The organism is Hydrogenophaga sp. OTU3427 (assembly GCF_038440225.1).
Classification (GTDB): Bacteria; Pseudomonadota; Gammaproteobacteria; order Burkholderiales; family Burkholderiaceae_C; genus Hydrogenophaga.
This window is the reverse complement of record NZ_JASATI010000017.1, coordinates 54,353-75,959: the sequence shown is the minus strand read 5'-3', so window position 1 is coordinate 75,959 and position 21,607 is coordinate 54,353. Positions and strand designations below refer to the sequence as shown.

Here is a 21,607-nt window from a genome sequence, read left to right as displayed (position 1 = left end):
GAACAGGTACCGAGCCGGGGCACCGCCCGGGGGGCGGGGCGGTGTGACAATCGGCCATCCCGCTGGCACGGATGCCAGTGCGAGGCCAAGGACCACCCGCCGCCCCATGAAGTACGACAAGACCATCGGACCCATCCCTTATGCCCTGGGCGTGCTGGTGGTGGCGCTCGCCTTGTCCGTCGCCTGGGCGCTGGCCTACTGGAAGAGCCTGCAGTCGCTGGAAGACCAGACGCGGCACCTGGCCAGCGAGGTCCTGGCGCGGGGCCAGGCGGTCAGCGTGCAGTTCGACAACACGGCGCTCAAGGCCTTGCTGGCCCATCCCTCGCGCGACCCTTGCAGCCCCGATTCGATCGAGATGATGCGCCGGCTGGCGATCAACGCACGCTCGCTGCGCCTGATCGGCCACGTCAGCAACAACCGCCTGATGTGTTCGTCCTACGGCAGCCACGGCGAGGGCATTCCCATGGGGCCGCCCGACCACGTGAGCAAGAACGGCTTCGAGCTGCGTTCGGCCGTGGCGCTGCCGATCGCGGGCAACAACCGTTTTGTTTCCACCACCCACGGGCAGAGTGGTTTCACCGCCTTCATCGTGCCCGGACTGATGAGCGATCTCATGGCTGGCGCCAGCGCCGGCTCCTTTGGGGTGTTCGGTGCCACCACCCGGCGGCTGACGGTCAGCCGTGGCGCGTTCCGGATGACCGAGGCCTGGCTGGCAGAGCCCCTGGAAGCCGGCGCCAGCCGCGTGTTCCAGGGCGCCGGCCACCTGGTCGTGGTGCAGCGTTCGGCCCAGTTCGACTACGCGGTCTACGCCGCCCTGCCGCTGTCGGAGATGCAGGACGAGCTGGCCACCAACGCCCTGATCCTCGCGCCCCTGGCCCTGGTGTCCGGCCTGGCGCTGGCGGCCCTGATCGTGGTGCAGGCCAAGCGGCGGCAGTCGCTGGCGAACCGCCTGCGCCAGGCCTTGCGCCGCGACGAACTGTTCCTGGTCTACCAGCCCATCGTCGAGCTGGCGTCGGGGCGCTGGAGCGGGGCCGAGGCGCTGGCGCGCTGGCGCCTGCCCAATGGCACCCTGGTGCCGCCGGATGTGTTTGTCGCCGTGGCCGAGAAACACGGGCTGATCCAGGACCTGACGGCGCGCGTGATCGAGCTGTTCGGCCGCGACGTGGCGCAGTTGCACCGGCGGCACCCGGGCTTTCACTTCAGCATCAATTTCTCGGCCCACGATTTTGCCGGCGCGTGTTCGGTCGAGCGGCTGCGGCATGCGCTGGCGGCCGGTGGCATCGCCACCGGGCAGGTCACGGTGGAGATCACCGAACGTGCCCTGATCCAGGCCAACGAGGTGCGCGACAGCATACGCAAGCTGCGCGAGCTGGGCACCCACATCGCCATCGACGATTTCGGCACCGGCTACTCGGGTCTGTCCTACCTCACCATGCTGGAGCTGGACGCGCTCAAGATCGACAAGGTGTTCGTCGACACCATAGGCACCGACGCCGTGACCAAGAACGTGATCACGCACATCATCGAGATCGGCAAGTCCATGGGGCTGAGGATGGTGGCCGAAGGCGTGGAAACGCAGGCCCAGGCCAGCTACCTCCGGGCCCAGGGCGTGACACATGCGCAGGGCTGGCTCTACGCCAAGGCGCTGCCGCTGGCCGAACTGCGGCGCCGGCTGGACCGCGACGCCCTCGATCCGCCGCCCGATGGCGGCGCAACCCCCCAAGACAGGCCAACCGCATGAGCGACTGGAAAACCCGGCAGATGATCAAGGCCTCCGGCTGGCCGCTGGCCCCCGAGGCCCTGGCGCCCGGCGCCAACTTCAACCTGCCCGCCGAGGGTGGCCTGGTGCCATTGCATTGGGCCTGCCAGCACGGCAAGGCCGGCCTGGTCCGGCACATGATCGCCCACGGCGCCGACGTGGCGGACCTCACGCCCGGGGGCAAGAGCATGCTGGAACTGGCCCTGGACGCCCAGGACTACCAGACCGTGATGCTGCTGATCGACCAGCTCAAGGCCACCGGCACGCCACCCCCCGGCGAGGCGCTGCAAACGCGCCTGACCCAGTCCTTCGGCGACAGCCACCCCAACTCGCGCAACCGCATGCTGCAGACCCTGCGCGACTGGGCGCGCATCGCGCGCAAGCACACAACCTGAGAACGTGTTGACGATCTACAAGGGGTCGCGTTGGAACGCAATCGGGATGAGTTGACCGCACAGACCCGCCGCATGGGCTCATGGCCATGCAAGGGGATGGGTGGGCAAATCGCCCGATTTCGTCCCAACCCGAAGGGCAAGTGCCTTTTCGGGCGGCCTGCGGCGTTGCAAAGCCTCGACGGGCCACCGGCCCGTCTGCGTTTTGCGCCTGGCAGCCCATCCCGAAAAGGCGCTTGCGCGACCTCTTGTAGATCGCAAACACGTTCTGAGGCGAAGCCGTATCGGTTTTTCATCGCGCCGAAGCGCGACCCGCGACGCATGAAACGGTCGAACCGGCGGACGCCGCCGGGCCGGCTTGGCCGGACGGCCGGTGTCGCCCCTTGAGGGGGATGCGGCCACGCGCAGCGGGCAAGCGACGGGGTGGCCTGTTTCACTCAACCCTTGCCCAGCGGCGGCCGCCCGAACAGGCTGGACGCGTTGCTGACCGGCCCCAGCTCGGCCGCGGCGGCCAGCAGGGCGGGCGCCAGTTCGTGCATGCGGGCCTGGGTCAGGCGGATGCGCGGGCCGGCGATGCTGATGACGCCGATGGCCTCTCGGCGGCGCATCACCGGCGCGGCCATGGCCGTCATGCCGGGCGCGAAGACCTCGTCGATCATGGCGTAGCCCCGCACCCGCGCGGCGTGCAGGAAACCCAGCAGCGCCTTCACCGTGGTGGGCGCCTTGGGGCCGTAGTCCTTGGGCAGGCCAAAGCCCTGGCGCGACACCAGCGCCAGCGCCCGCTCGTCGCTCATGGTGAGCAGCCAGCCGTGGCCCGAGGCGGTGCACGACAGCCGCGCCTCGGCGCCCATGTCGGGGTCGTAGCGCAGGCCCTTGCGCACGCCCTGGGCCTTGGCCACCCAGGTCAGGCGGTCCTCGTCGACGATGGACAGCCGCACCAGCTCGCCCGAGGCCTTGGCCAGGCGCTCCAGCAGCGGCTCGGCGATGTCCACCAGGCCGGCGCCGCTGAGGTAGCCCAGCCCCAGCGACACCAGCTTGGTGGTCAGCACATAGTCGCCGTGCGAGCGCGGCTGGCGCACGTAGCCCCGCGCCTGCAGCGCGCCCAGCAGGCGGTGGCAGGCGCTCAGGGGCATGTCCAGGTCGGCCGCCAGCGTGGCCAGCGGCAGGCCGTCGGGGTGGGCGGCCAGTTGTTCCAGCAGGGCCAGGCCCCGGTCCAGTGCAACGCTCATGGGTTTCCGATATTTCGTATTAAGAAACGATTTTCCAATCAGGAAAGTGTTTCCTGCCGGCACCGAAGAATAGCGCCATCAACCACAAAGGAGACCTTTCCATGCGCCCATTGTTTGTTCGCAGCCTGATCACCCTGTGCATCGCCGCCGCCGCTTCGCTGGCCAGCGCGCAGGACATCCAGGACCGCGTGATCAAGTTCGGCCACCTCAACAACACCGACCATCCGGTCAGCCTGGGCGTCAAGCGCTTCGGCGAGCTGGTGGCTGCCAAGAGTGGCGGCAAGCTCAAGGTGCAGGAATTCCCATCGTCCACCCTGGGCAACGAGATGCAGCAGCAGTCGGCCCTGCAGGGTGGCGTGCAGGAGATGACGGCGCCGGCCACCACCTCGCTGGCCGGCATCGTCAAGGAATTCGGCCTGATCGATTTCCCCTTCTCGGTCGCCAACTTCGCCCAGGCTGACGCGCTGCTCGACGGCCCTTTCGGCCAGGCCCTGCTGGCGCGCCTGCCCGAAAAAGGCCTGGTCTCGCTGGGCTACTGGGACCTGGGGTTCCGCAACGCCACCAACAGCCGCCGCGCCATCACCAAGGTCGAGGACTTCGAGGGCCTGAAGCTGCGCGTGATCCCCAACCCCGTGTTCCTGGAGACCTTCAAGGCGCTCAAGGCCAACCCCGTGCCCATGGCCTTTGGCGAGCTGTACGGCGCGCTGGAGGCGCGCGCGGTGGACGGCCAGGAAAACCCCTTCGCGGTGATCCTGTCCAACAAGTTCTACGAGGTGCAGAAGTTCGTCAGCGCCACCAACCACGTCTACGCCGCCAACATCCTGCTCGTCAGCAAGCGTTTCTGGGACCGCCTCTCGCCGGTGGAGCAACGCATCCTGCACGAGGCCGCCGATGAAAGCCGCGCCTACCAGCGCCAGGCCAGCCGTGCCGCCGCCCAGAAGGCGGTGGCCGAGCTGCAGGCCAAGGGCATGGCCTACAACGAACTGAGCGCCGCCGAACAGCGCCGCATCGCCTTGACCGTCAAGCCGGTGACCGACAAGCTGGCCGCGGGCTACGACGCCGCCGTGGTCAAGCTCTACAACGACGAACTCGCCCGCGTCCAGCGCTGAACCGGTCAGCCGCCGCCCAAGAGACACCCGCCATGAAATTCCTCATCCTCCACGGCCCCAACCTCAACCTGTTCGGCCGCCGCGAACCCCACATCTACGGCACCATGACGCTGGCCGAGATCAACACCCGGCTGACGGCGCTGGCCGCCGAGCTGGGCGTCGAGATCGAGATCCTGCAGTCCAACCACGAGGGTGTGCTGATCGACAAGCTGCACGAGCGCATCGACGAGGTGGACGGCGCCCTGCTCAACCCGGCCGGGCTCACCCAGCACGGCGTGCCGCTGCACGACGCCATCAAGGCCATGCCCTTCCCGGTGCTGGAGGTCCACATGTCCAACATCGCCGCGCGCGAGGCCTGGCGCGCGCACTCCATCATCTCGCCTGCGGTCAAGGCCACCTTGCAGGGCCTGGGCTGGCGCTCCTACACCATGGGCCTGCGGGCGCTGGTGGAAATGGCGGCCGAGGCACGCCAGTCCAAGGCCACCTGACTCAGGACAGCGCGAGCAGGCGCGGCTGCCGGCGCGGCGCCTGCAGCTGGAGCAGGCCGCTGTTGTCGCTGTCGTCGGTGCGGAACACCGACACCGCCCTCACCAGCTGGCCGGCCTGCGAGCTCAGGCCCGAGGCCGCCGCCGCCATCTCCTCGACCAGCGCCGCGTTCTGCTGCGTGGCCTGGTCCATCAGGCTCACCGCCTCACCGACCTGGGCCACGCCGGTGCTCTGCTCCACGCTGGCGGCGCTGATGTCCGACATGATGCCGGTCACCCGGCGAATGCTGGAGACCACCTCGTCCATGGTCGCGCCGGCCTGCTGCACCAGGGCCGAGCCCTGATCGACACGCAGCACGCTGGCCTGGATCAGGTCCTTGATTTCCCTGGCCGCGCCGGCGCTGCGCTGAGCCAGGCTGCGCACTTCCCCGGCCACCACCGCGAAGCCACGTCCCTGCTCGCCGGCGCGCGCGGCTTCCACGGCGGCGTTGAGCGCCAGGATGTTGGTCTGGAAGGCGATGCCGTCGATCACGCCGATGATGTCGGCGATGCGGCGCGAGGCGTCGTTGATCTCGCCCATGGTGTTGACCACCTGGTGCACCACCGCGCCGCCGCGCACGGCGATGTCCTGCGCCTGCTGCGCGAGCTGGTTGGCCTCGCGGGCGTGGTCGGCGTTCTTGTGCACGTGGCTGTTGAGTTCGGCCATCGATGCCGCCGTCTGCTCCAGCGCGCTGGCCGCCTGTTCGGTGCGGGCCGACAGGTCGTGGTTGCCCTCGGCGATCTGGGTGCTGGCGGTGGCCACGCCTTCGGCGTCGGCGCGCACCGTGGCCACCAGCGTCGAGAGCTGGTGCTGCATGGCGGCCAGGGCGGCCAGCAGCTGGCCGATCTCGTTGCTGCCGTGGGGCGGGCAGGGCACGGTCAGGTCGCCCTGGGCCACGGCCGTGGCCACGCGCACGGCGTGGCGCACCGGCACCGTGATGCTGCGCACGAACAGCACCGCCACGCCGATGGCCGCCAGCAGCAAGGCCAGCTGCGCGCCCAGCACCCAGGCCATGTCGAGGTAGAGGCCACGCACGCGCCGCGCCAGCTCGTCCTGCAGCACCGCCATGGCCTGGCCGTTGAACTGGTACACGGCGTCGATGGTGCGCGTGAATTCGTCGAAGTAGGTGGTGGCCGGCAGGTTCAGTTCGGTGGCGTTGATGAGCTGCTGGTCGGCCAGGGCCAGGGTCTGGCCCACCTGGGCCTTGAGCGCCTGGGCCGGTGCCTTGAGCGCCTGCTCGAAAGATGGGCTGAGCGCGGTGGCCACGCCGAGGTGGTTCATGGTCTCGTCGTGCAGCTCGGTCACGCGGTCGCGCAGGCCCATCAGCGTGCCCTTGCCCTGCGGCGGCAACTGGCCCTGGGTCAGGAAGCCGCTGCCCATGGCGCGCATCACGCCCAGTTTTTCGGTCAGCCAGGGCGCGCTCACGAAGGAGGCGCGGATCAGCCGGTGGGTGGCCATGTCGGGGTCCAGCGTCAGGCCGAAGCCGTCCATGAGCTCACCGGTGAGGCCCATGACCGACGCGATGAACTGGCTGTGTTCGCGCGTGCTGTCGGCGGCGCTGAGCTGCCCGGCCGCGACGGCGGCCTCGATCGCCGCCCAGCGCTGCTTGCGTTCGGTCCAGTGGGCGGTGGCGGTCGGGTCGGCGCCGGCGGCGGCCAGCAGGCGGTCGACCTCGGACACCGCCTGGTTGACCTTGTCGCGCGCGCCCGGGCGGCGGCCCTTCATGGCCTCGTTGCCGTTGAGCATGCCGGCCGACAGGCCCCGGTGCTGCTGCGCGAACTGCACCACCTTCTGCAGCGCCATCAGGGGCGCCATGCCCCTGACCGCGCGCTGCGCGGTGTGGATGTCCGCCAGCGAGCGGCTCATTTGCAAGGTGGTGGGGATGGCGGCCATCAGCAAGGCCATCAGGCCCAGCACGACGAACTTGCGGGACAAACTCAATTTCTGCAGCAACATGGTGGTTCCAAGGCGTCTCCCTGACGGTCGCTCTCTTGCGGGTGGCGCGGGTCTTGTGGGGCCCGCTGCCGGTCAATTCGCGCCGGCGCAGGCCTGGCGGGCGTGGGTGGCGATCAGGTCCTGCAGCGGCATGGGCCGGCCCAGCAGGTAGCCCTGCACCAGGCCACATTCGGACTGGCGCAGCACGGCCAGCTGCTCGGCGGTTTCCACCCCTTCGGCCACCACCGCCAGGTGCATGTGGCGGCCCAGGTCGACGATGGTCTGCAGCACCGCGCGGTCCTGGCTGCTCTGGGCCAGGTCGCGCACGAAGGAGCGGTCGATCTTGATCGACGAGATCGGCAGGTTGCGCAGCAGCGCCAGCGAGGAGTGGCCCATGCCGAAGTCGTCCAGGCTGATCTCGAAGCCGGCCTGGCGCAGCCGCGCCATCACCGGGATCACCTGCTCGGGGCGGCGCATCAGCATGCCCTCGGTCAGCTCCAGCGACACGTGGCTGGGGTGCAGCCGGGCGGCCTCGGCGATGGCCAGCAGCTCCAGCGGCAGGCTGTCGCTGGCGAATTCGGAGGCCGCCATGTTGACGTGCACCCGCAGCCCCGGCAGCCCGGCGGCGTGCAGCTGGGCCAGGTCACGGCAGGCCTGCTGCGCCACCCAGCGGCCCAGCTGCACGATCAGGTGGCTTTGTTCGGCTATGGGGATGAACACGTCGGGCGGCACCACCGTGCCGTCGGGCTGGCGCCAGCGCACCAGGGCCTCCACCGCGTGCATGCGCCCGCTGACCGCGTCGACGATGGGCTGGTACATCAGGAACAGCTCGTTGCCCAGCACTGCGTGCCGCAGTTCGGTCTCGATGGTCAGGCGGCGCGCCAGTGCCGCCTGCTGCTGCTCCAGCGTGCCGGGCAGGCTGCGCTCCACGCCGTTGCGGCCGTTCTGCTTGATGCGGTACATGGCCGCGTCGGCGTTGCGCAGCAGCTCCTCGCCGCTCAGGCCGTTGTCGGGGAAGGTGCTGATGCCGATGCTGGCCGACACGCTGAGCTCCACGCCTTCGTAGACAAAGGGCGTGCGCGCCGCGCGCAGCACCACCTGGGCCAGCGCGTGCATCTCGGCCCCGCTGGCGCGGTGCATGAAGAGGGCGAACTCGTCGCCACCCAGGCGCCCGACGACGGCATCGGGCGGGGCCAGTTCGCGCAGGCGCCGCGCGAATTCGCGCAGCACGAAGTTGCCCACCTCGTGGCCAAACGCATCGTTGATGGGCTTGAAGCGGTCGAGGTCGACGAACATCAGGTCGAAGGTGGCGCCGCTTTGCCGCGCGCTGACGCAGGCCTGGCTCAGCAGGGCGTGGAAGTGGCTGCGGTTGGCCAGGGTGGTGAGTTCGTCGACCTGCGCCAGGTAGAGGATCTTGGCCTGCTCCTCCAGCCGCTGCGCGGCCTGGGCGATGAGGGCGCCGATGGTGGCCGACATGCCGGGCAGGTGGGCGTCGGGCTGGCGCGTCAGGCAGCTGTAGAACTCCAGCACGCCGGGGCTGTGCACGCGGCCATCCTCGGAGGTGTAGGTGACCGGGAACACGTAGCCCGACAGCAGCTTGCAGCGGTTGGCGCCGGCGCGCCGCAGGAACTGCGGGTCGTTCGCCATGTCCTCCACCCAGCTGGCCTCGCCGGTCTGCCACACCGTGCCCACCAGGCCTTCGCTGGGCGCCATCTGCAGGGCCAGGCTTTCGGCGCTGAAGGCGCTCATGTCGTGTTCCGGCGGGTGCCAGTGGAACTGGCAGCTCAGCCGCTGCGTGCTCTCGCCGTCCGTGCTGTTGTTGGGCGCCCAGTAGGCGCCCCACTGCCAGCCCAGGTTCTTGCAGATGAGCTGGATGACGCTGGTGATGACCTCGCCCAGGGAGTGCGACCCCACCAGGAAAGAGGTCAGCTCGAAGCCCAGGCGCTCGCGGATGGCGGCGTGTTTGACGGGCGTGATGTCCAGCAGCACGCCTTCGACCCAGCCCGGCGCCTGGGCCGGCCCGGGCAGGGTGGCCAGGCGCATCCAGCGCATGCCGTCGCGGACCTGGATGACGCGGAAGTCGACCGTGGGCGGCGGGCTGGCCCGGGTGGCGCTGCGCAGCACCCGCACCAGCGGCGGCATGTCCTCGTCCACGACGTTGACGAAGCAGGTGTCCACGTGGCCGTGGGTGCCGGGGTCGACGTTGAGGTAACGCGCCGCGCGTGCCGACAGCTCCACCTCGCCCGTGGCGGGCTGGTAACGCCAGCGACCGAAGGACGCGGCGTCCTCCAGCGCATCAGCCACGCTGTGGGTGTCCATGGTGAATGGCGATCCGAAGGGGCGACATGTGGGGGGCGCCGAGGGGGGACGTGTGCCGGAAACGTGCTGCATGACGGCATCAAAGCCAGGTATCCATGGGTTGAATTCAGCAGTTTCCGTGCCCGTTTCCTTGGGTGTTTCACCGATGAACGGTCGGCAAAGTGATGGGTGCCGCACCAAGGGCGGGCGTGGCAGGCCGCCGGGCGCCCCGGAAAGGGGGCATCGGCGCCGCCGTGGTGCAAAAACCTCGGGTAATCCCTTGGTTGACAGCGCGCCGCCCAGGCCGGAACGTCCACGCTTTACCCCCGACCTGGACACCCCCTTCATGAACGCCAGCCAGCACCAGCACATGACCCGCGTGATGCAGGTGGCCGAAAACGGCCTGCGCGCCAGCGCCGCCGCCTCGCGCGAGGCCATCATCCGCGAGTCGTGGCACCGCTGCGTGCACGAGCACCGGCTGGACCCGACCCGCATGCAGGAGGCGGTGATCCTGCCCCAGGCCCGGCTGCGCGAGCACCAGGACCAGATGGAGGCCTTCCTGCACATCGCCCGGCACGGGCTGGAATCGCTCTACAGCAAGGTGGCCGGTCTGGGCTACGTGGTGCTGCTGACCGACGCGCGCGGCGTCACGGTGGACTTCCTGGGCGACCTCGTCTTCGAGCCCAGCCTGCGCCGCGCCGGCCTCTACTTGGGCGCCGACTGGAGCGAGCCCCATGCCGGCACCTGTGGCGTGGGCACCTGCATCAGCACCGGCCAGGCGCTCACGGTCCACCTGGACGACCACTTCGACGCCACCCACATCCCGCTGACCTGCACCACCGCGCCCATCTTCGACAGCCGGGGCCAGCTCAGCGCAGTGCTGGACATCTCGCAGCTGAGTTCGCAGCAGCCCAAGGACAGCCAGCACCTGGCGCTGCAGCTGGTGCAGATGTTCGCCCGCGACATCGAGAACGCCGCCTTTCTGCACCAGCACCGGCGCGACTGGATCCTGCGCCTGTCGGCGGCGCCGCAGTTCCTGGACGTGCAGCCCGAACTCATGCTCGCGCTGGACGGCAACGGCCGCGTCACTGGCCACAACCGCCGCGCCCAGCTGGCCTTGAAGCACCCCCAGGGGCAGGCCCTGCTGGGCCAGCGCTTCGAGGACCTGTTCGACCTGCCGTTCTCGCGCATCGGCGACTTCGTGCAGGCCCGCCCGTCCGACCAGCGCGCCCTCATGCCACGCGGCCAGCGGCAGCTGCTGTTCCTGTCGGCCACGCCGCCCACCACCCGGCTGGCCGTGGTGCACGCCACCCAGGCCACGCCCGTGCCCGGCCCGCTGGCCGCGCTTTCGGCCGGCGACCCGGCCCTGCAGCGCCAGATCGACCGCGCCGCTCGCCTCGTCAACTCGCCCATCAGCCTGCTCGTCACTGGCGAGACCGGCGTGGGCAAGGAGTACTTCGCCAAGGCCGTGCACGCCAGCAGCGAACGCCGCCACCGACCCTTCGTGGCCGTCAACTGCGCGGCCATCCCCGAAAGCCTGATCGAAAGCGAGCTGTTCGGCCACCTGCCCGGCAGCTTTTCGGGCGCCGCGCCCAAGGGCAAGCGCGGCCTCATCCCCGAGGCCGACGGCGGCACCCTGTTCCTCGATGAAATCGGCGACATGCCCCTGGCCCTGCAGGCGCGGCTGCTGCGCGTGCTGTCCGAACACGAGGTGCTGCCGGTGGGCGCGCTCAAGCCCGTGCCCGTCAACGTGCGCGTGATCGCCGCCACCCACGCGCCGCTGGAAACCCTGGTGCGCGCCGGTCGCTTCCGCGACGACCTGTACTACCGCCTCAACGGCGCCCACATCAGCCTGCCGCCGCTGCGCGAACGCGCCGACCTCGGCGCCATGATGGACCGCATGCTGCGCGACAAGACCCTGAGCCCCGCCGCCCGCGCCCGCCTGCTGGCCCACCCCTGGCCCGGCAACCTGCGCGAACTGCGCAACGCGCTCGACTTCGCCGCCAGCGTGTGCGAAGGCGACCACATCACCGTGGACGACCTGCCCGAGCTACGTGCCCTGGGCGCGCTGCCGCCGGCGCGGGTGCCGGTGGAGGCTTCAGCGCCGGAGGGTGGCAGCGACGAAAGCCTGCGCGACACCCTGAACCGGCTGCACTGGAACGTCAGCGCCGCCGCCCGGTCCCTGGGCGTGTCGCGCATGACGCTGTACCGGCGCATGAAGCGGGCGGGGCTGGTAGCACCGAATCGGGCGGGGTAGGGGGTGTTTGGCTGTCAGTTGGCGGCCAGGAGTGGTCGGTCACAGGTCATCGGACCAAGTCCGTTAAAGGCTGATCTGAGTCATTCGCGTGCGATTGCCTCAGCGGCTGCGTCGATCATCACCTGACATTCGACCTGCGGTTCACCCTATGGCCGCTGCTCATCAGAGACCTGCCGTTCGTAGCGCGGTGTCGTTTGCGAGCCATAACGTTTGAGCTCAGCCGCGTGCGAAGGCCGCAGGCCGTAGCACGTCGGCTGGAGCGAAGGGTTAGCCCTCTCAGGACCAGCCAAACTGGTGAATGTCGTACGCACGAAGTCGTTTGTCATGCGGCACAAGCTCGTGATAGCGATCATTGAGGAATGCTCCCATGACGCGAAGCTTGGTGAGATACGGCGCCTTGCGCCCCCACTCCGCATTCTGCCCGGGTGTACTTTCCCATCGACCATTTCGAATCTCTGCCAGTTCAGGTGAGCCGCAGGCTCCGATGCTCCATTCGCCTTTGCAGTTCGGGCACTTGCGATCAACCTCTTTCCCGTGTTCGGCAAGCCACGCCTTTGCCGACGGGGTACGGAGCGATTCGCGGATGAACTCAGAGGAGAGCGCTGCCGTAGCGCTCTGCGGATCGGAGACCAGTCGCTCCGCGACGGCAGCGAGAAACTGGACATTGGCGTCGAGTCCGGCGCCTGGAGACCGGAAATACGCAGCGCGGTACCCAAACGGAGAGTTGAAGAACGAATCGAAGAGCGGGCGCCCGATGTCGAGTGTGTAGACGGGTCGCCGAAAGTCGGTTCCTGCGATCTCGCTGCGATGGCAGCAAAGGACGCGAAGGCCGCTCACGATCTTGCTCGTTAGTTCCGCAAACGTGAGATCTTCGGAAAGCAGGGGTAGGCGAACTGCCTCTTTGACGGACAGAGCGTACGACCAGGGCTGCGCTGCGGCGGTCATTTGGAGACGGCTAACGTTCGAGGTGAGGCGGGACCGACGGCGAGACGACCCGCCCGCTGGAGGGATGATGCGTACAACCTGGAAGCGGGCGGGTTGGCTTGCCGTTGGGCCTCGCCTCGACCGAGGGGTTAGGCGTCGCTGAGTTCACAGGAGCCGCGCGAGCCGCGCTTCGACAAGTTCCTGAATGCGCACCATCCTTTGCTTCATTTCTTCCCATGCCTGCTCGCTTGTTCTGTCGTGAACGTCGTTCGGCGTGCGAACGTAAGGGTCCATCACATAGCCAATCAGGCGATCCAAAGCGGCGAAGTCTTCCTTTGCCTCTGGAAGATAAGCCATGCACGGGAAGCGCCAGTGGGCCTCCTGAAGTTCGTGCGTTGCCTTTTGCCAGTCGGGAACTGCGATCAGGCGCGTGGCGCAAGCTGACGGTGATACCTCTTCACGCATGGCGATATTGATCTGCTGCTCGAAGAAGAGAGCGATGCGACTGAAGCGATTGATCTCTTGTACAACCAAGCGAAGACCATCAATCGAGCGATTCGCGGACTCTCTCTTCCTGGCCAAGACATGACCGAGCAGCACCCCGCCAAGGCCACCAAGTAGGCCAATTCCGCCACCAGCAATGACTCCAAGAAGTTCGATCGCCATTCCTTGATTATCTCGTTGCGCACGAAGCGGGGTGGCCGCGACGCCTAACGTTCAAATTAAGCGGCGCCGTCAGGCGTCCGCTTGAAGTTGGGGTTAGACCGTTCCAGCCTCTTGTAACGCAGCATAAGCAGGTTCCAACAAATTCCCAAGAGACCTGCAATGGTGCCAATGTAAAAATGCCACGTTCCGAAGGAGAGCCCCGCGAAAGGAATTGCCACTGCCAGAGCTAGCACAAGAATACCGCCACACGCAGCCATGCATGCAAAGCGCCCCGCAATGAGCTGACCGTTGGCAAGCGGCGTTCTTTGATGGTCCCGCAGCAGCGAATAGCGCTTTTTATATTGCACTTGATACGCGACCCAAAGCAAAAATAAGCCGAGCGCAGGTATCAGGAGATATAGCAGTAGGACGAACCAGATCATGAGTGGTCTAACGTAATGTATCCCGCATAACCTGCGGGATAAAACGGACGATGCGGGATATTCTGGTCACGGCTTCCTCCTGAGAATGGCTTGCTGCCTGGGTTTGGGGTCGATTTACTGTTCAAAAACACAGGCATAAACAAACCATGAAACCCGGCACGCCTGTTTTTCGCTCCACACGGCTTCTTGACCAGTTGCGGGAGCGGATTCGTTATCTTCACTATAGCCTCAACACCGAGAAGGCTTAGCTGCATTGGGTGCGGTTTTTCGTTCGGTGGCATGGCCGCAATGGCGAAATGCGGCATCCGCGCGACATGGGCGCGGCAGAGGTGGAGGCGTTTCTGAACATGCTGGCCAATGAGCGCAGGGTTTCCGCTTCAACCCACAATCAAGCGCTCAGTGCCATTCTGTTTCTGTACCGGGAGGTGCTGGGCATTGACCTGCCTTGGTTGGACGGTGTCAACCGCCCGGCGCAAAAGCGCCGAATTCCCAGCGTGCTGACCAAAGAGGAGGTAAGCACCTTGTTCCAATTTCTGGGCCATGACATGCGCTTGCTGGCGCAGTTGCTTTACGGAACGGGCATGCGGTTGATGGAGGGGCTGCGCTTGCGCATCAAAGATGTGGACTTTGACCGCCACGTCGTCGTCGTCCGCGAGGCAAAGGGCAATAAAGACCGTGTGGTGATGTTGCCGCGCTCGTTGGCTCCTCGTCTGCGGCAGCAGTTTGGGGCTGTCCGCAGTGTTTGGGAGCAAGACCGGCAAGCCCAACGACACGGGGTGCAGACCCCGCACGCGCTGGAGCAAAAATTCCCCAAGGTGGGCAGCACTTGGGGGTGGTTTTGGCTGTTTCCATCGCCCACGCTGTCGGTTGATCCGGTTTCGGGGGTGGAGCGCCGCCACCATTTGTTTGAGGAGCGGTTGCAACGCGCCATCAAAAAGGCGGTGGCGCAGGCGGGCATTTGCAAGCCGGTTTCGGTACACACATTGCGCCACAGTTTTGCCACGCACTTGCTGCAATCTGGCACCGACATCCGCACGGTTCAGGAACTGCTGGGGCACAGCGATGTGTCCACCACCATGATTTACACCCATGTGCTGAAGGTGGCAGCTGGCGGCACGGCCAGCCCGTTGGATTCATTGGCCTTTGGCGGCTGACTGGCGACTGATCGACGGCTTTGGGCCTTGTGGCTCAATGACTCTTCAGGGTCGCAAGCTGTCTCCCCGGTCAACCCACACCTTCCCCGTGACACCTGTCACCCCCAACCTGTCACACCCTCTACACCTGCACCACCCCGCGTACCACAGCTTCTCCTTAAAAATCAATCACTTAAACACACAACCCCCATGGCACGGCTCTTGAACTACAGCGCCTGGACGCCCTTCATGGTGAAGGCGGCCCACAACACTGGAGACAAGACCCATGACCCCTACGCCTTCTCAACGGGCATCCCACTGGCTGGCGGCTTTTGAGGCCGCGCTGACCCGACGCGACATCGACGCGGCCACATCGCTTTTCACCGAAGACGGCTTCTGGCGCGATCTGGTGGCCTTCACCTGGAACATCCGCACGCAGGAGGGCCGGGCGGCGATCGCGGACATGTTGTCGGCCCGGCTGGCCGACACGGCGCCCCACGGCTTTGCGCTGGAAGGCGAGGCGACCGAGGCCGACGGGGTGGTGGACGCCTGGTTCACCTTCGAGACCCAGGTGGCGCGCGGCCGTGGCCACCTGCGGCTCAAGGCGGGTGGCTCGGGCGACCAGGCCTGGACGCTGCTGACCACCATGACCGAGCTCAAGGGCTTTGAGGAGAAGCGCGGCGTGAACCGCATCGCGGGCGCGGAGCACGGCTCGCAGAAAGGGCGCAAGAGCTGGCTGGAGCGGCGCCAGGACGAGGAAGCGCGGCTGGGCTACGAGGAGCAGCCCTATGTGCTGATCATCGGCGGCGGGCAGGGTGGCATCATCCTGGCGGCGCGCCTGCGCAAGCTGGGCGTGCCCACCATCGTGGTGGAGAAGAACCCCCGCCCTGGCGACAGCTGGCGCAACCGCTACAAGTCGCTGTGCCTGCACGACCCGGTGTGGTACGACCACCTGCCCTACATGCCCTTCCCGGACGACTGGCCGGTGTTCGCGCCCAAGGACAAGGTGGGCGACTGGCTGGAGATGTATGCCAAGGTGATGGAGATCAACTACTGGGGCTCCACCACCGCCAAGAAGGCCAGCTTCAACGAGGTCACGGGCGAGTGGGAGGTGCGGGTGGACCGCGATGGCGAAGAGGTGCTGCTGCGGCCCAAGCAGCTGGTGTTCGCGCTCGGGGTGTCGGGCTACGCCAACGTGCCCAGGATCGCGGGTGCCGACACCTTCGAGGGTGACCAGCACCATTCCAGCAAGCATCCCGGGCCGGAAGGCTACAAGGGCAAGAAGGTGGTGGTGCTGGGCTCCAACAACTCGGCCCACGACATCTGCGCCGCGCTGTGGGAAAACGATGTGGACGTGACCATGCTCCAGCGCAGCAGCACCCACATCGCGCCGTCCAAGTCGCTGATGGAGCTGGCCCTGGGCGGCCTGTATTCCGAGGAGGCGGTGAAGAACGGCATCGACCATCACAAGGCCGACCTGATCTTCGCCAGCGTGCCCTACAAGATCATGCACAGCTTCCACATCCCGGTGTACGACGAGATGAAGAAGCGCGACGCCGACCTCTACAGCCGGCTGGAGAAAGCCGGCTTCATGCTCGACTTCGGTGACGACGGCTCGGGCCTGTTCATGAAGTACCTGCGCCGCGGCTCGGGCTACTACATCGACGTGGGCGCCAGCGAGCTGGTGGCCAACGGCAGCATCAAGCTCAAGAGCGGCGTGAACATCGAGCGCATCAACCCGCGCTCGGTCCTGCTGACCGACGGCACCGAGCTGCCGGCCGACGTGATCGTCTACGCCACCGGCTTCGGCTCCATGAACCACTGGCTGGCCGATCTGGTGTCGCCCGAGGTGGCCGACCGCGTGGGCAAGGTCTGGGGCCTGGGCTCCAGCACCACCAAGGACCCGGGTCCGTGGGAAGGCGAGTTGCGCAACATGTGGAAGCCCACCAACCAGCCGCAGCTGTGGGTGCACGGCGGCAACCTGCACCAGAGCCGGCACTACTCGCAGTTCCTGTCGCTGCAGCTCAAGGCGCGCTACGAGGGCATCCCCACGCCCGTCTATGGCCAGGCGGCGGTGCACCACCTGCGCTGAAGGGCCAGGCCGCCGATACCCCACTGAGGCGCTGGGACAAAATTCCGGCGTCCCGCGCACGGGTGCGGGCTCGGGCACGCTGGCTGTTGATTCCAACAACAGAGGAGCACCCATGATCACCCTGAACGTCAACGGCAAATCGGCGTCGCTCGACGCCGAACCCGACATGCCCCTGCTGTGGGCCTTGCGCGAGGACCTCAAGCTCACCGGCACCAAGTTCGGCTGTGGCATGGCCCTGTGCGGCGCCTGCACCGTGCACCTGGACGGCCAGCCCGTGCGTTCGTGCTCCACGCCCCTGTCGGCCGCCGCCGGCAAGAAGGTCACCACCATCGAGGCCGTGGGCGCCACGCCGGCCGGCAAGGCCATCCAGGCGGCCTGGGTCAAGCGCGACGTGCCGCAGTGCGGCTACTGCCAGTCGGGCCAGATCATGAGCGCCTGCGCGCTGCTGGCCAGCAAGCGCCAGCCCAGCGCCGCCGACATCGACGGCGCCATGGCCGGCAACATCTGCCGCTGCGGCACCTACAACCAGATCCGCGTCGCCATCCAGGACGCCGCGGCCAGCCTGTCGAAAGGGGCCTGAGCATGGACCACAACACGCTTGACACGCCGCGCCTGAACCGCCGCGGCTTCATGGCCGGCACCGGTGCCGCGCTGGTGGTGGGCTTCACGCTGCCGGTGGCCGGCCGGGTGCACGCCCAGGCCGCCGCCCAGGCCTTCACGCCCAACGCCTGGTTGCGCATCACGCCCGACAACCGCATCACCGTGGTCTGTGGCTCGGCCGAGATGGGGCAGGGCGTGCTCACCGCCATCCCGCAGATGCTGGCCGAGGAACTCGACGCCGACTGGGCCCAGGTGCGGGTCGAGCAGGCGCCCGCCAACACCGCCTTCAACAACCCGGCCTTCGGCATGCAGGCCACGGGCGGCTCCACCACCGTGCGTGGCCACTGGGACGTGATGCGCCAGGCCGGCGCCACCGCGCGCGCCATGCTGGTGGCCGCCGCCGCCGAACAGTGGAAGGTGCCCGCCAGCGCCTGCCGCACCGAGGCCGGCCGCGTGCGCCACGGCGGCAAGTCGCTGACCTACGGCCAGCTGGCCGAGGCCGCGAGCCGCCAGGCCGCGCCCGAGAAGGTGGCGCTCAAGGACCCCAAACAATTCAAGATCATCGGCCAGCGCAAGGCCCGCCTGGACACCGTGGGCAAGACCAACGGCAGCGCCAAGTTCGGCATCGACGTCGACCTGCCCGGCATGCTGGTGGCGGTGATGGCGCGCGCGCCACAGCCCGGCGCCAAGCTGCTCAAGGTGGACGACAGCGCGGCCAAGGCCGTCAAGGGCGTCCGGCAGGTCATCACGTTGCCCACCGGCGTGGCGGTGCTGGCCGGCGGCTACTGGGCGGCCAAGAAGGGGCGCGACGCGCTCAAGGTCGACTGGGACCTGGGCGCCAGCACCGGCCTGTCCAGCGCCAAGGTCACGGCCCAGCTGAGCGAGGGCGCCACCCAGGCCGACAAGGTGGCGCTCAAGGCTGGCGCGCCCGACACCGCCGCCGCGCGCACGGTGCAAGCCACCTACGAGGCCCCCTACCTGGCCCACGCCTGCATGGAGCCCATGAACTGCACCGCCTGGGTCAAGCCCGACGGCGTGGAGATCTGGGCCGGCACCCAGAGCCAGGGGCCGGTGCAGGGCATCCTGGGCCAGGTGGCCTCGGTCGATCCTGGCAAGGTCAATGTCAACACCATGATGCTGGGCGGGGGCTTCGGCCGCCGCTTCGCGCCCGATTTCGTGATCGACGCCACGCTGCTGTCCAAGATCAGCGGCGCGCCGGTCAAGCTGGTCTACAGCCGCGAGGACGACATGGCCGCCGGCTTCTACCGCCCGGCCTCGGTCACCAAATTCACCGGCGGGCTGGACGCCAGCGGCCGGCCAGCCGTGCTCAAGGCCGGCGTCGGCTCGCCGTCCATCATGGAGGCCTCGGGCTTCATGAAGATCCCGGACACCGGCGTCGACAACTTCGCCATGGAAGGCATCAGCGACCACCCCTACGACATTCCCCACCAGCAGCTCAGCTATGGCCGCGTCGAGCCCGGGCCGCAGGTGTGGTTCTGGCGCTCGGTGGGCCACTCGCAGAACATCTTCTTCATCGAAGGCTTCATCGACGAGCTGGCCGCCGCCGCCGGCAAGGACCCCTACGAATACCGCCGCAGCCTGCTGGACAAGCAGCCGCGCTACAAGCAGGTGCTGGAGCTGGCCGCGCAGAAGGCCGGCTGGGGCAAGCCGCTGCCGGCCGGGGTGTTCCGTGGCATCGCGGTGGCCCAGAGTTTCGGCAGCTACGTGGCCGAGGTGGTGGAGGTGTCGGTGGCGGCCGACGGCACGCCCAAGGTGCACCGCGTGGTGGCGGCGGTGGACTGCGGCCAGACGGTCAACCCCGCCATCATCGAGCGCCAGGTCGAGGGCGCCATCGTCTACGGCCTGAGTGCCGCGCTCTACGGCAAGATCACGCTCAAGGACGGCCGGGTCGAGCAGGGCAACTTCCACGACTACCCGGTGCTGCGCATGACCGAGATGCCCAAGGTCGAGGTCCACATCGTGGCCAGCACCGAAAAGCCCGGCGGCATCGGCGAGCCCGGCACGCCCCCCATCGCCCCGGCGGTGGCCAACGCCATCTTCGCCGCCACCGGCAAGCGCCTGCGCAGCCTGCCTTTTGATACCGAGATGCTCAAGAAGGCTTGAGGCAAGCCGCTGCGGGCAACGGCCGCTCCTGGAGCGGCTTTTTTTCGTTTGAACGTGCGTGCACGAACACGGGTGGGTGACGGATGGGTACAAACCCTTGGTGGTTGATGAGCTTGTTAGATATAGGATGTCGTACAACATGAGCCAAGGCTCGTGTCCAACCATCCGATTCAACCCACCGACCCCTGCAAGGCATCACCATGTTCCACTCCTTCCGCCGCAGCCTGCTGGCCTGCGCCACCCTGGCCCTCACGCTGCCCGCCTGGGCCCAGTCGGCGACGCCGGCCTTTCCGAGCAAGCCGATCAAGATCGTCGTGCCTTTCCCGGCCGGGGGCACCTCGGACGTGCTGGCCCGCCTGGTGGGGCAGAAGCTGACCGAAAGCTGGGGCCAGCCGGTGGTGGTGGAGAACCGCCCCGGCGCCAACGGCAACCTGGGCGCCGACGCGGTGGCCAAGGCCGCGCCCGATGGCCACACCCTGGTGCTGATGGACGTGGGCAACCTGGTCATCAGCCCGGCGCTCTACAAGCTGCCCTTCAACGTGCTCAACGACTTCGCGCCGGTGGCCATGGTGGGCTATTCGCCCCACCTGCTGGTGGTCAGCAACAACGTGCCGGCCAACAACCTGGCCGAGTTCGTGACCTATGCCAAGGCGCAGAACGGCAAGCTGAACTTCGCCGCCGCCGCCGGCACCGGCAGCGCCACCCACCTGGCGGGGGTGGTGTTCGCCCAGCGCGCGGGCATCAAGTGGGGCTATGTGCCCTACAAGGGCGGCGCCCAGGCCATGACCGACCTGATCGGCGGTCAGGTCGACGCCACCTTCAACGGCATGGTGGCCACCTACCCCCATGTCAAGTCCGGCAAGATCAAGCTGCTGGCCGTGTCCAGCGCCAAGCGCAACGCCGAGCTGGGCAACGTGCCCACGGTGGCCGAGACGCTGCCCGGCTTCCTGACCGGCAGCTGGCAGGGCCTGCTGGCCCCGGCCGGCACGCCCAAGGCGGTGATCGACAAGTGGCACGCCGAGGTCACGCGCATCACCGCGCTGCCCGACATCCGCGAGCGCCTCGCGACCCTGGGCGCCGAGCCGTCGGGCATGACGCCGGCCGAGTTCCAGGGCTGGATGAAGAGCGAGATCCCGGCCATGGCCAAGATCGTCAAGGATGGCAACATCACCGTGGACTGATACTCGCCTCCATGAAACCTTCCCTGCTCAATGTCGGGCGGCTGCCGCCCTCGCTGGAAAAACAACTGGCCGAGGCCTACACGCTCACCACCCTGTCGGACGTGTCCGACCCCGAGGCCTTTCTGCGCGAGCGTGGCGCTGAGTTCACCGCGCTGACGAGTTCGGCCGCCATCGGCGTGGGCCGCGCGGTGATCGAGCGCTTGCCCAACCTGCGTGTGATCTCCAACTTCGGCGTCGGGCTGGACAAGGTGGACGTGGCCTTTGCCCAGCAGCGCGGCGTGGCCGTGGGCTACACGCCCGACGTGCTCAACGACTGTGTGGCCGATCTGGCCTTCGCCTTGCTGCTCGATGTCGCGCGGGGCGCCAGCAGCGCCGACCGCTTCGTGCGCGCCGGGCGCTGGCCGGCCGGCGCCTTCCCGCTGGGGCGCAAGGTCAGCGGGGCCCGCCTGGGCATCGTGGGCATGGGGCGCATCGGGCGCACCATCGCGCGGCGCGCCACCGGCTTCGACATGACGGTGCGCTACCACACCCGACGGCCCGTGCCGGAGGTGGAACTGCCGCACGAGCCGTCGTTGATCGAACTCGCCCGCTGGTGCGACTACCTGGTGCTGATCACCGCCGGTGGGCCGTCCACCCACCACCTGATCAACGACGAGGTGCTCACGGCCCTGGGGCCGGACGGTTTCCTGATCAACGTGGCGCGGGGTTCGGTGGTGGACGAGGCGGCGCTGGTGCGGGCGCTGCAGGACAAGCGCATCGCCGGTGCCGGGCTGGACGTGTTCGCCGACGAACCCCACGTGCCCACCGAGCTGATGGCGCTGGACAACGTGGTGCTGCTGCCCCACATCGCCAGCGCCACCCGCGAGACGCGCCAGGCCATGGCCGACCGCGTGTTCGACAACCTGCAGGCGTTTTTCGCCGGGCAACCGCTGCTGTCGGTGGCGCCCGCCGCCTGACGGCA

General features: G+C 67.8%; 17 protein-coding genes. 11 read left to right on the top strand and 6 right to left on the bottom strand.

Annotation, left to right across the window (positions count from 1 at the left end; genetic code table 11):
• Positions 1 to 106 precede the first annotated feature (106 nt).
• Together AAHB17_RS12075 and AAHB17_RS12070 are read left to right on the top strand one after the other, a co-directional pair.
• Complete coding sequence (locus AAHB17_RS12075; RefSeq protein WP_342130829.1) at positions 107 to 1,741, top strand: EAL domain-containing protein; 1,635 nt, start codon at positions 107 to 109, stop codon at positions 1,739 to 1,741.
• Entirely contained in the window at positions 1,738 to 2,154 is a 417-nt protein-coding gene (locus AAHB17_RS12070; protein WP_342130828.1) for an ankyrin repeat domain-containing protein, read from the top strand. Before AAHB17_RS12075 ends, AAHB17_RS12070 begins: the two co-directional genes overlap by 4 nt.
• A 434-nt stretch (positions 2,155 to 2,588) precedes the next feature.
• Here AAHB17_RS12070 and AAHB17_RS12065 read toward each other — a convergent pair whose 3' ends face one another.
• Positions 2,589 to 3,380 carry an IclR family transcriptional regulator gene (locus AAHB17_RS12065; protein ID WP_342130827.1) on the bottom strand — a complete coding sequence of 264 codons (792 nt, stop codon included), beginning with the start codon at positions 3,378 to 3,380 and terminating at the stop codon, positions 2,589 to 2,591.
• A 101-nt stretch (positions 3,381 to 3,481) separates the two neighbouring features.
• Between AAHB17_RS12065 and AAHB17_RS12060 the strand changes: the two genes are divergently transcribed.
• Together AAHB17_RS12060 and AAHB17_RS12055 are read left to right on the top strand one after the other, a co-directional pair.
• Positions 3,482 to 4,489 carry a TRAP transporter substrate-binding protein gene (locus AAHB17_RS12060; RefSeq protein WP_342130826.1) on the top strand — a complete coding sequence of 336 codons (1,008 nt, stop codon included), beginning with the start codon at positions 3,482 to 3,484 and terminating at the stop codon, positions 4,487 to 4,489.
• A gap of 32 nt (positions 4,490 to 4,521) precedes the next feature.
• Positions 4,522 to 4,977 (top strand): type II 3-dehydroquinate dehydratase, encoded by a 456-nt coding sequence (locus AAHB17_RS12055; protein ID WP_342130825.1) that lies wholly within the window; start codon positions 4,522 to 4,524, stop codon positions 4,975 to 4,977.
• Between the two features lies 1 nt (position 4,978).
• Here the strand turns inward: AAHB17_RS12055 and AAHB17_RS12050 are convergent, their stop codons facing one another.
• Positions 4,979 to 6,970: a methyl-accepting chemotaxis protein gene (locus tag AAHB17_RS12050; RefSeq protein ID WP_342130824.1), complete on the bottom strand. Its 1,992-nt coding sequence runs from the start codon at positions 6,968 to 6,970 to the stop codon at positions 4,979 to 4,981.
• A 72-nt stretch (positions 6,971 to 7,042) separates the two neighbouring features.
• Positions 7,043 to 9,268: a GGDEF domain-containing protein gene (locus tag AAHB17_RS12045; RefSeq protein WP_342130823.1), complete on the bottom strand. Its 2,226-nt coding sequence runs from the start codon at positions 9,266 to 9,268 to the stop codon at positions 7,043 to 7,045.
• A gap of 325 nt (positions 9,269 to 9,593) precedes the next feature.
• On the opposite strand from AAHB17_RS12045, the gene AAHB17_RS12040 reads away from it, so the two are divergent.
• Positions 9,594 to 11,504, top strand: coding sequence for a sigma-54-dependent Fis family transcriptional regulator (locus tag AAHB17_RS12040; protein WP_342130822.1), 1,911 nt, complete (start codon positions 9,594 to 9,596; stop codon positions 11,502 to 11,504).
• A gap of 276 nt (positions 11,505 to 11,780) precedes the next feature.
• Here the strand turns inward: AAHB17_RS12040 and AAHB17_RS12035 are convergent, their stop codons facing one another.
• From AAHB17_RS12035 to AAHB17_RS12025, 3 genes are all read right to left on the bottom strand, one after another.
• On the bottom strand, positions 11,781 to 12,449 hold the full coding sequence (locus AAHB17_RS12035) for a hypothetical protein (protein ID WP_342130821.1): 669 nt from the start codon (positions 12,447 to 12,449) through the stop codon (positions 11,781 to 11,783).
• A gap of 144 nt (positions 12,450 to 12,593) precedes the next feature.
• Entirely contained in the window at positions 12,594 to 13,094 is a 501-nt protein-coding gene (locus AAHB17_RS12030; protein ID WP_342130820.1) for a hypothetical protein, read from the bottom strand.
• Positions 13,095 to 13,150: 56 nt separating this feature from the next.
• A complete protein-coding gene (locus AAHB17_RS12025; RefSeq protein WP_342130819.1) occupies positions 13,151 to 13,516 on the bottom strand; it encodes a hypothetical protein in 366 nt (121 codons plus the stop codon).
• Positions 13,517 to 13,773: 257 nt separating this feature from the next.
• Here AAHB17_RS12025 and AAHB17_RS12020 point away from each other — a divergent pair, with 257 nt between their 5' ends.
• From AAHB17_RS12020 to AAHB17_RS11995, 6 genes are all read left to right on the top strand, one after another.
• Positions 13,774 to 14,670 (top strand): integron integrase, encoded by an 897-nt coding sequence (locus AAHB17_RS12020; RefSeq protein WP_446719590.1) that lies wholly within the window; start codon positions 13,774 to 13,776, stop codon positions 14,668 to 14,670.
• Between the two features lie 265 nt (positions 14,671 to 14,935).
• Positions 14,936 to 16,741 (top strand): NAD(P)/FAD-dependent oxidoreductase, encoded by a 1,806-nt coding sequence (locus tag AAHB17_RS12015; protein ID WP_342130818.1) that lies wholly within the window; start codon positions 14,936 to 14,938, stop codon positions 16,739 to 16,741.
• A 112-nt stretch (positions 16,742 to 16,853) separates the two neighbouring features.
• Entirely contained in the window at positions 16,854 to 17,321 is a 468-nt protein-coding gene (locus tag AAHB17_RS12010; RefSeq protein ID WP_342130817.1) for a (2Fe-2S)-binding protein, read from the top strand.
• A 2-nt stretch (positions 17,322 to 17,323) separates the two neighbouring features.
• Positions 17,324 to 19,465, top strand: coding sequence for a xanthine dehydrogenase family protein molybdopterin-binding subunit (locus tag AAHB17_RS12005; RefSeq protein WP_342130816.1), 2,142 nt, complete (start codon positions 17,324 to 17,326; stop codon positions 19,463 to 19,465).
• A gap of 200 nt (positions 19,466 to 19,665) precedes the next feature.
• The gene (locus AAHB17_RS12000) at positions 19,666 to 20,646 is read left to right on the top strand and encodes a Bug family tripartite tricarboxylate transporter substrate binding protein (protein WP_342130815.1); all 981 of its coding nucleotides are present in this window, start codon (positions 19,666 to 19,668) and stop codon (positions 20,644 to 20,646) included.
• A gap of 11 nt (positions 20,647 to 20,657) precedes the next feature.
• Positions 20,658 to 21,602 carry a 2-hydroxyacid dehydrogenase gene (locus AAHB17_RS11995; protein WP_342130814.1) on the top strand — a complete coding sequence of 315 codons (945 nt, stop codon included), beginning with the start codon at positions 20,658 to 20,660 and terminating at the stop codon, positions 21,600 to 21,602.
• Positions 21,603 to 21,607 lie beyond the last annotated feature (5 nt).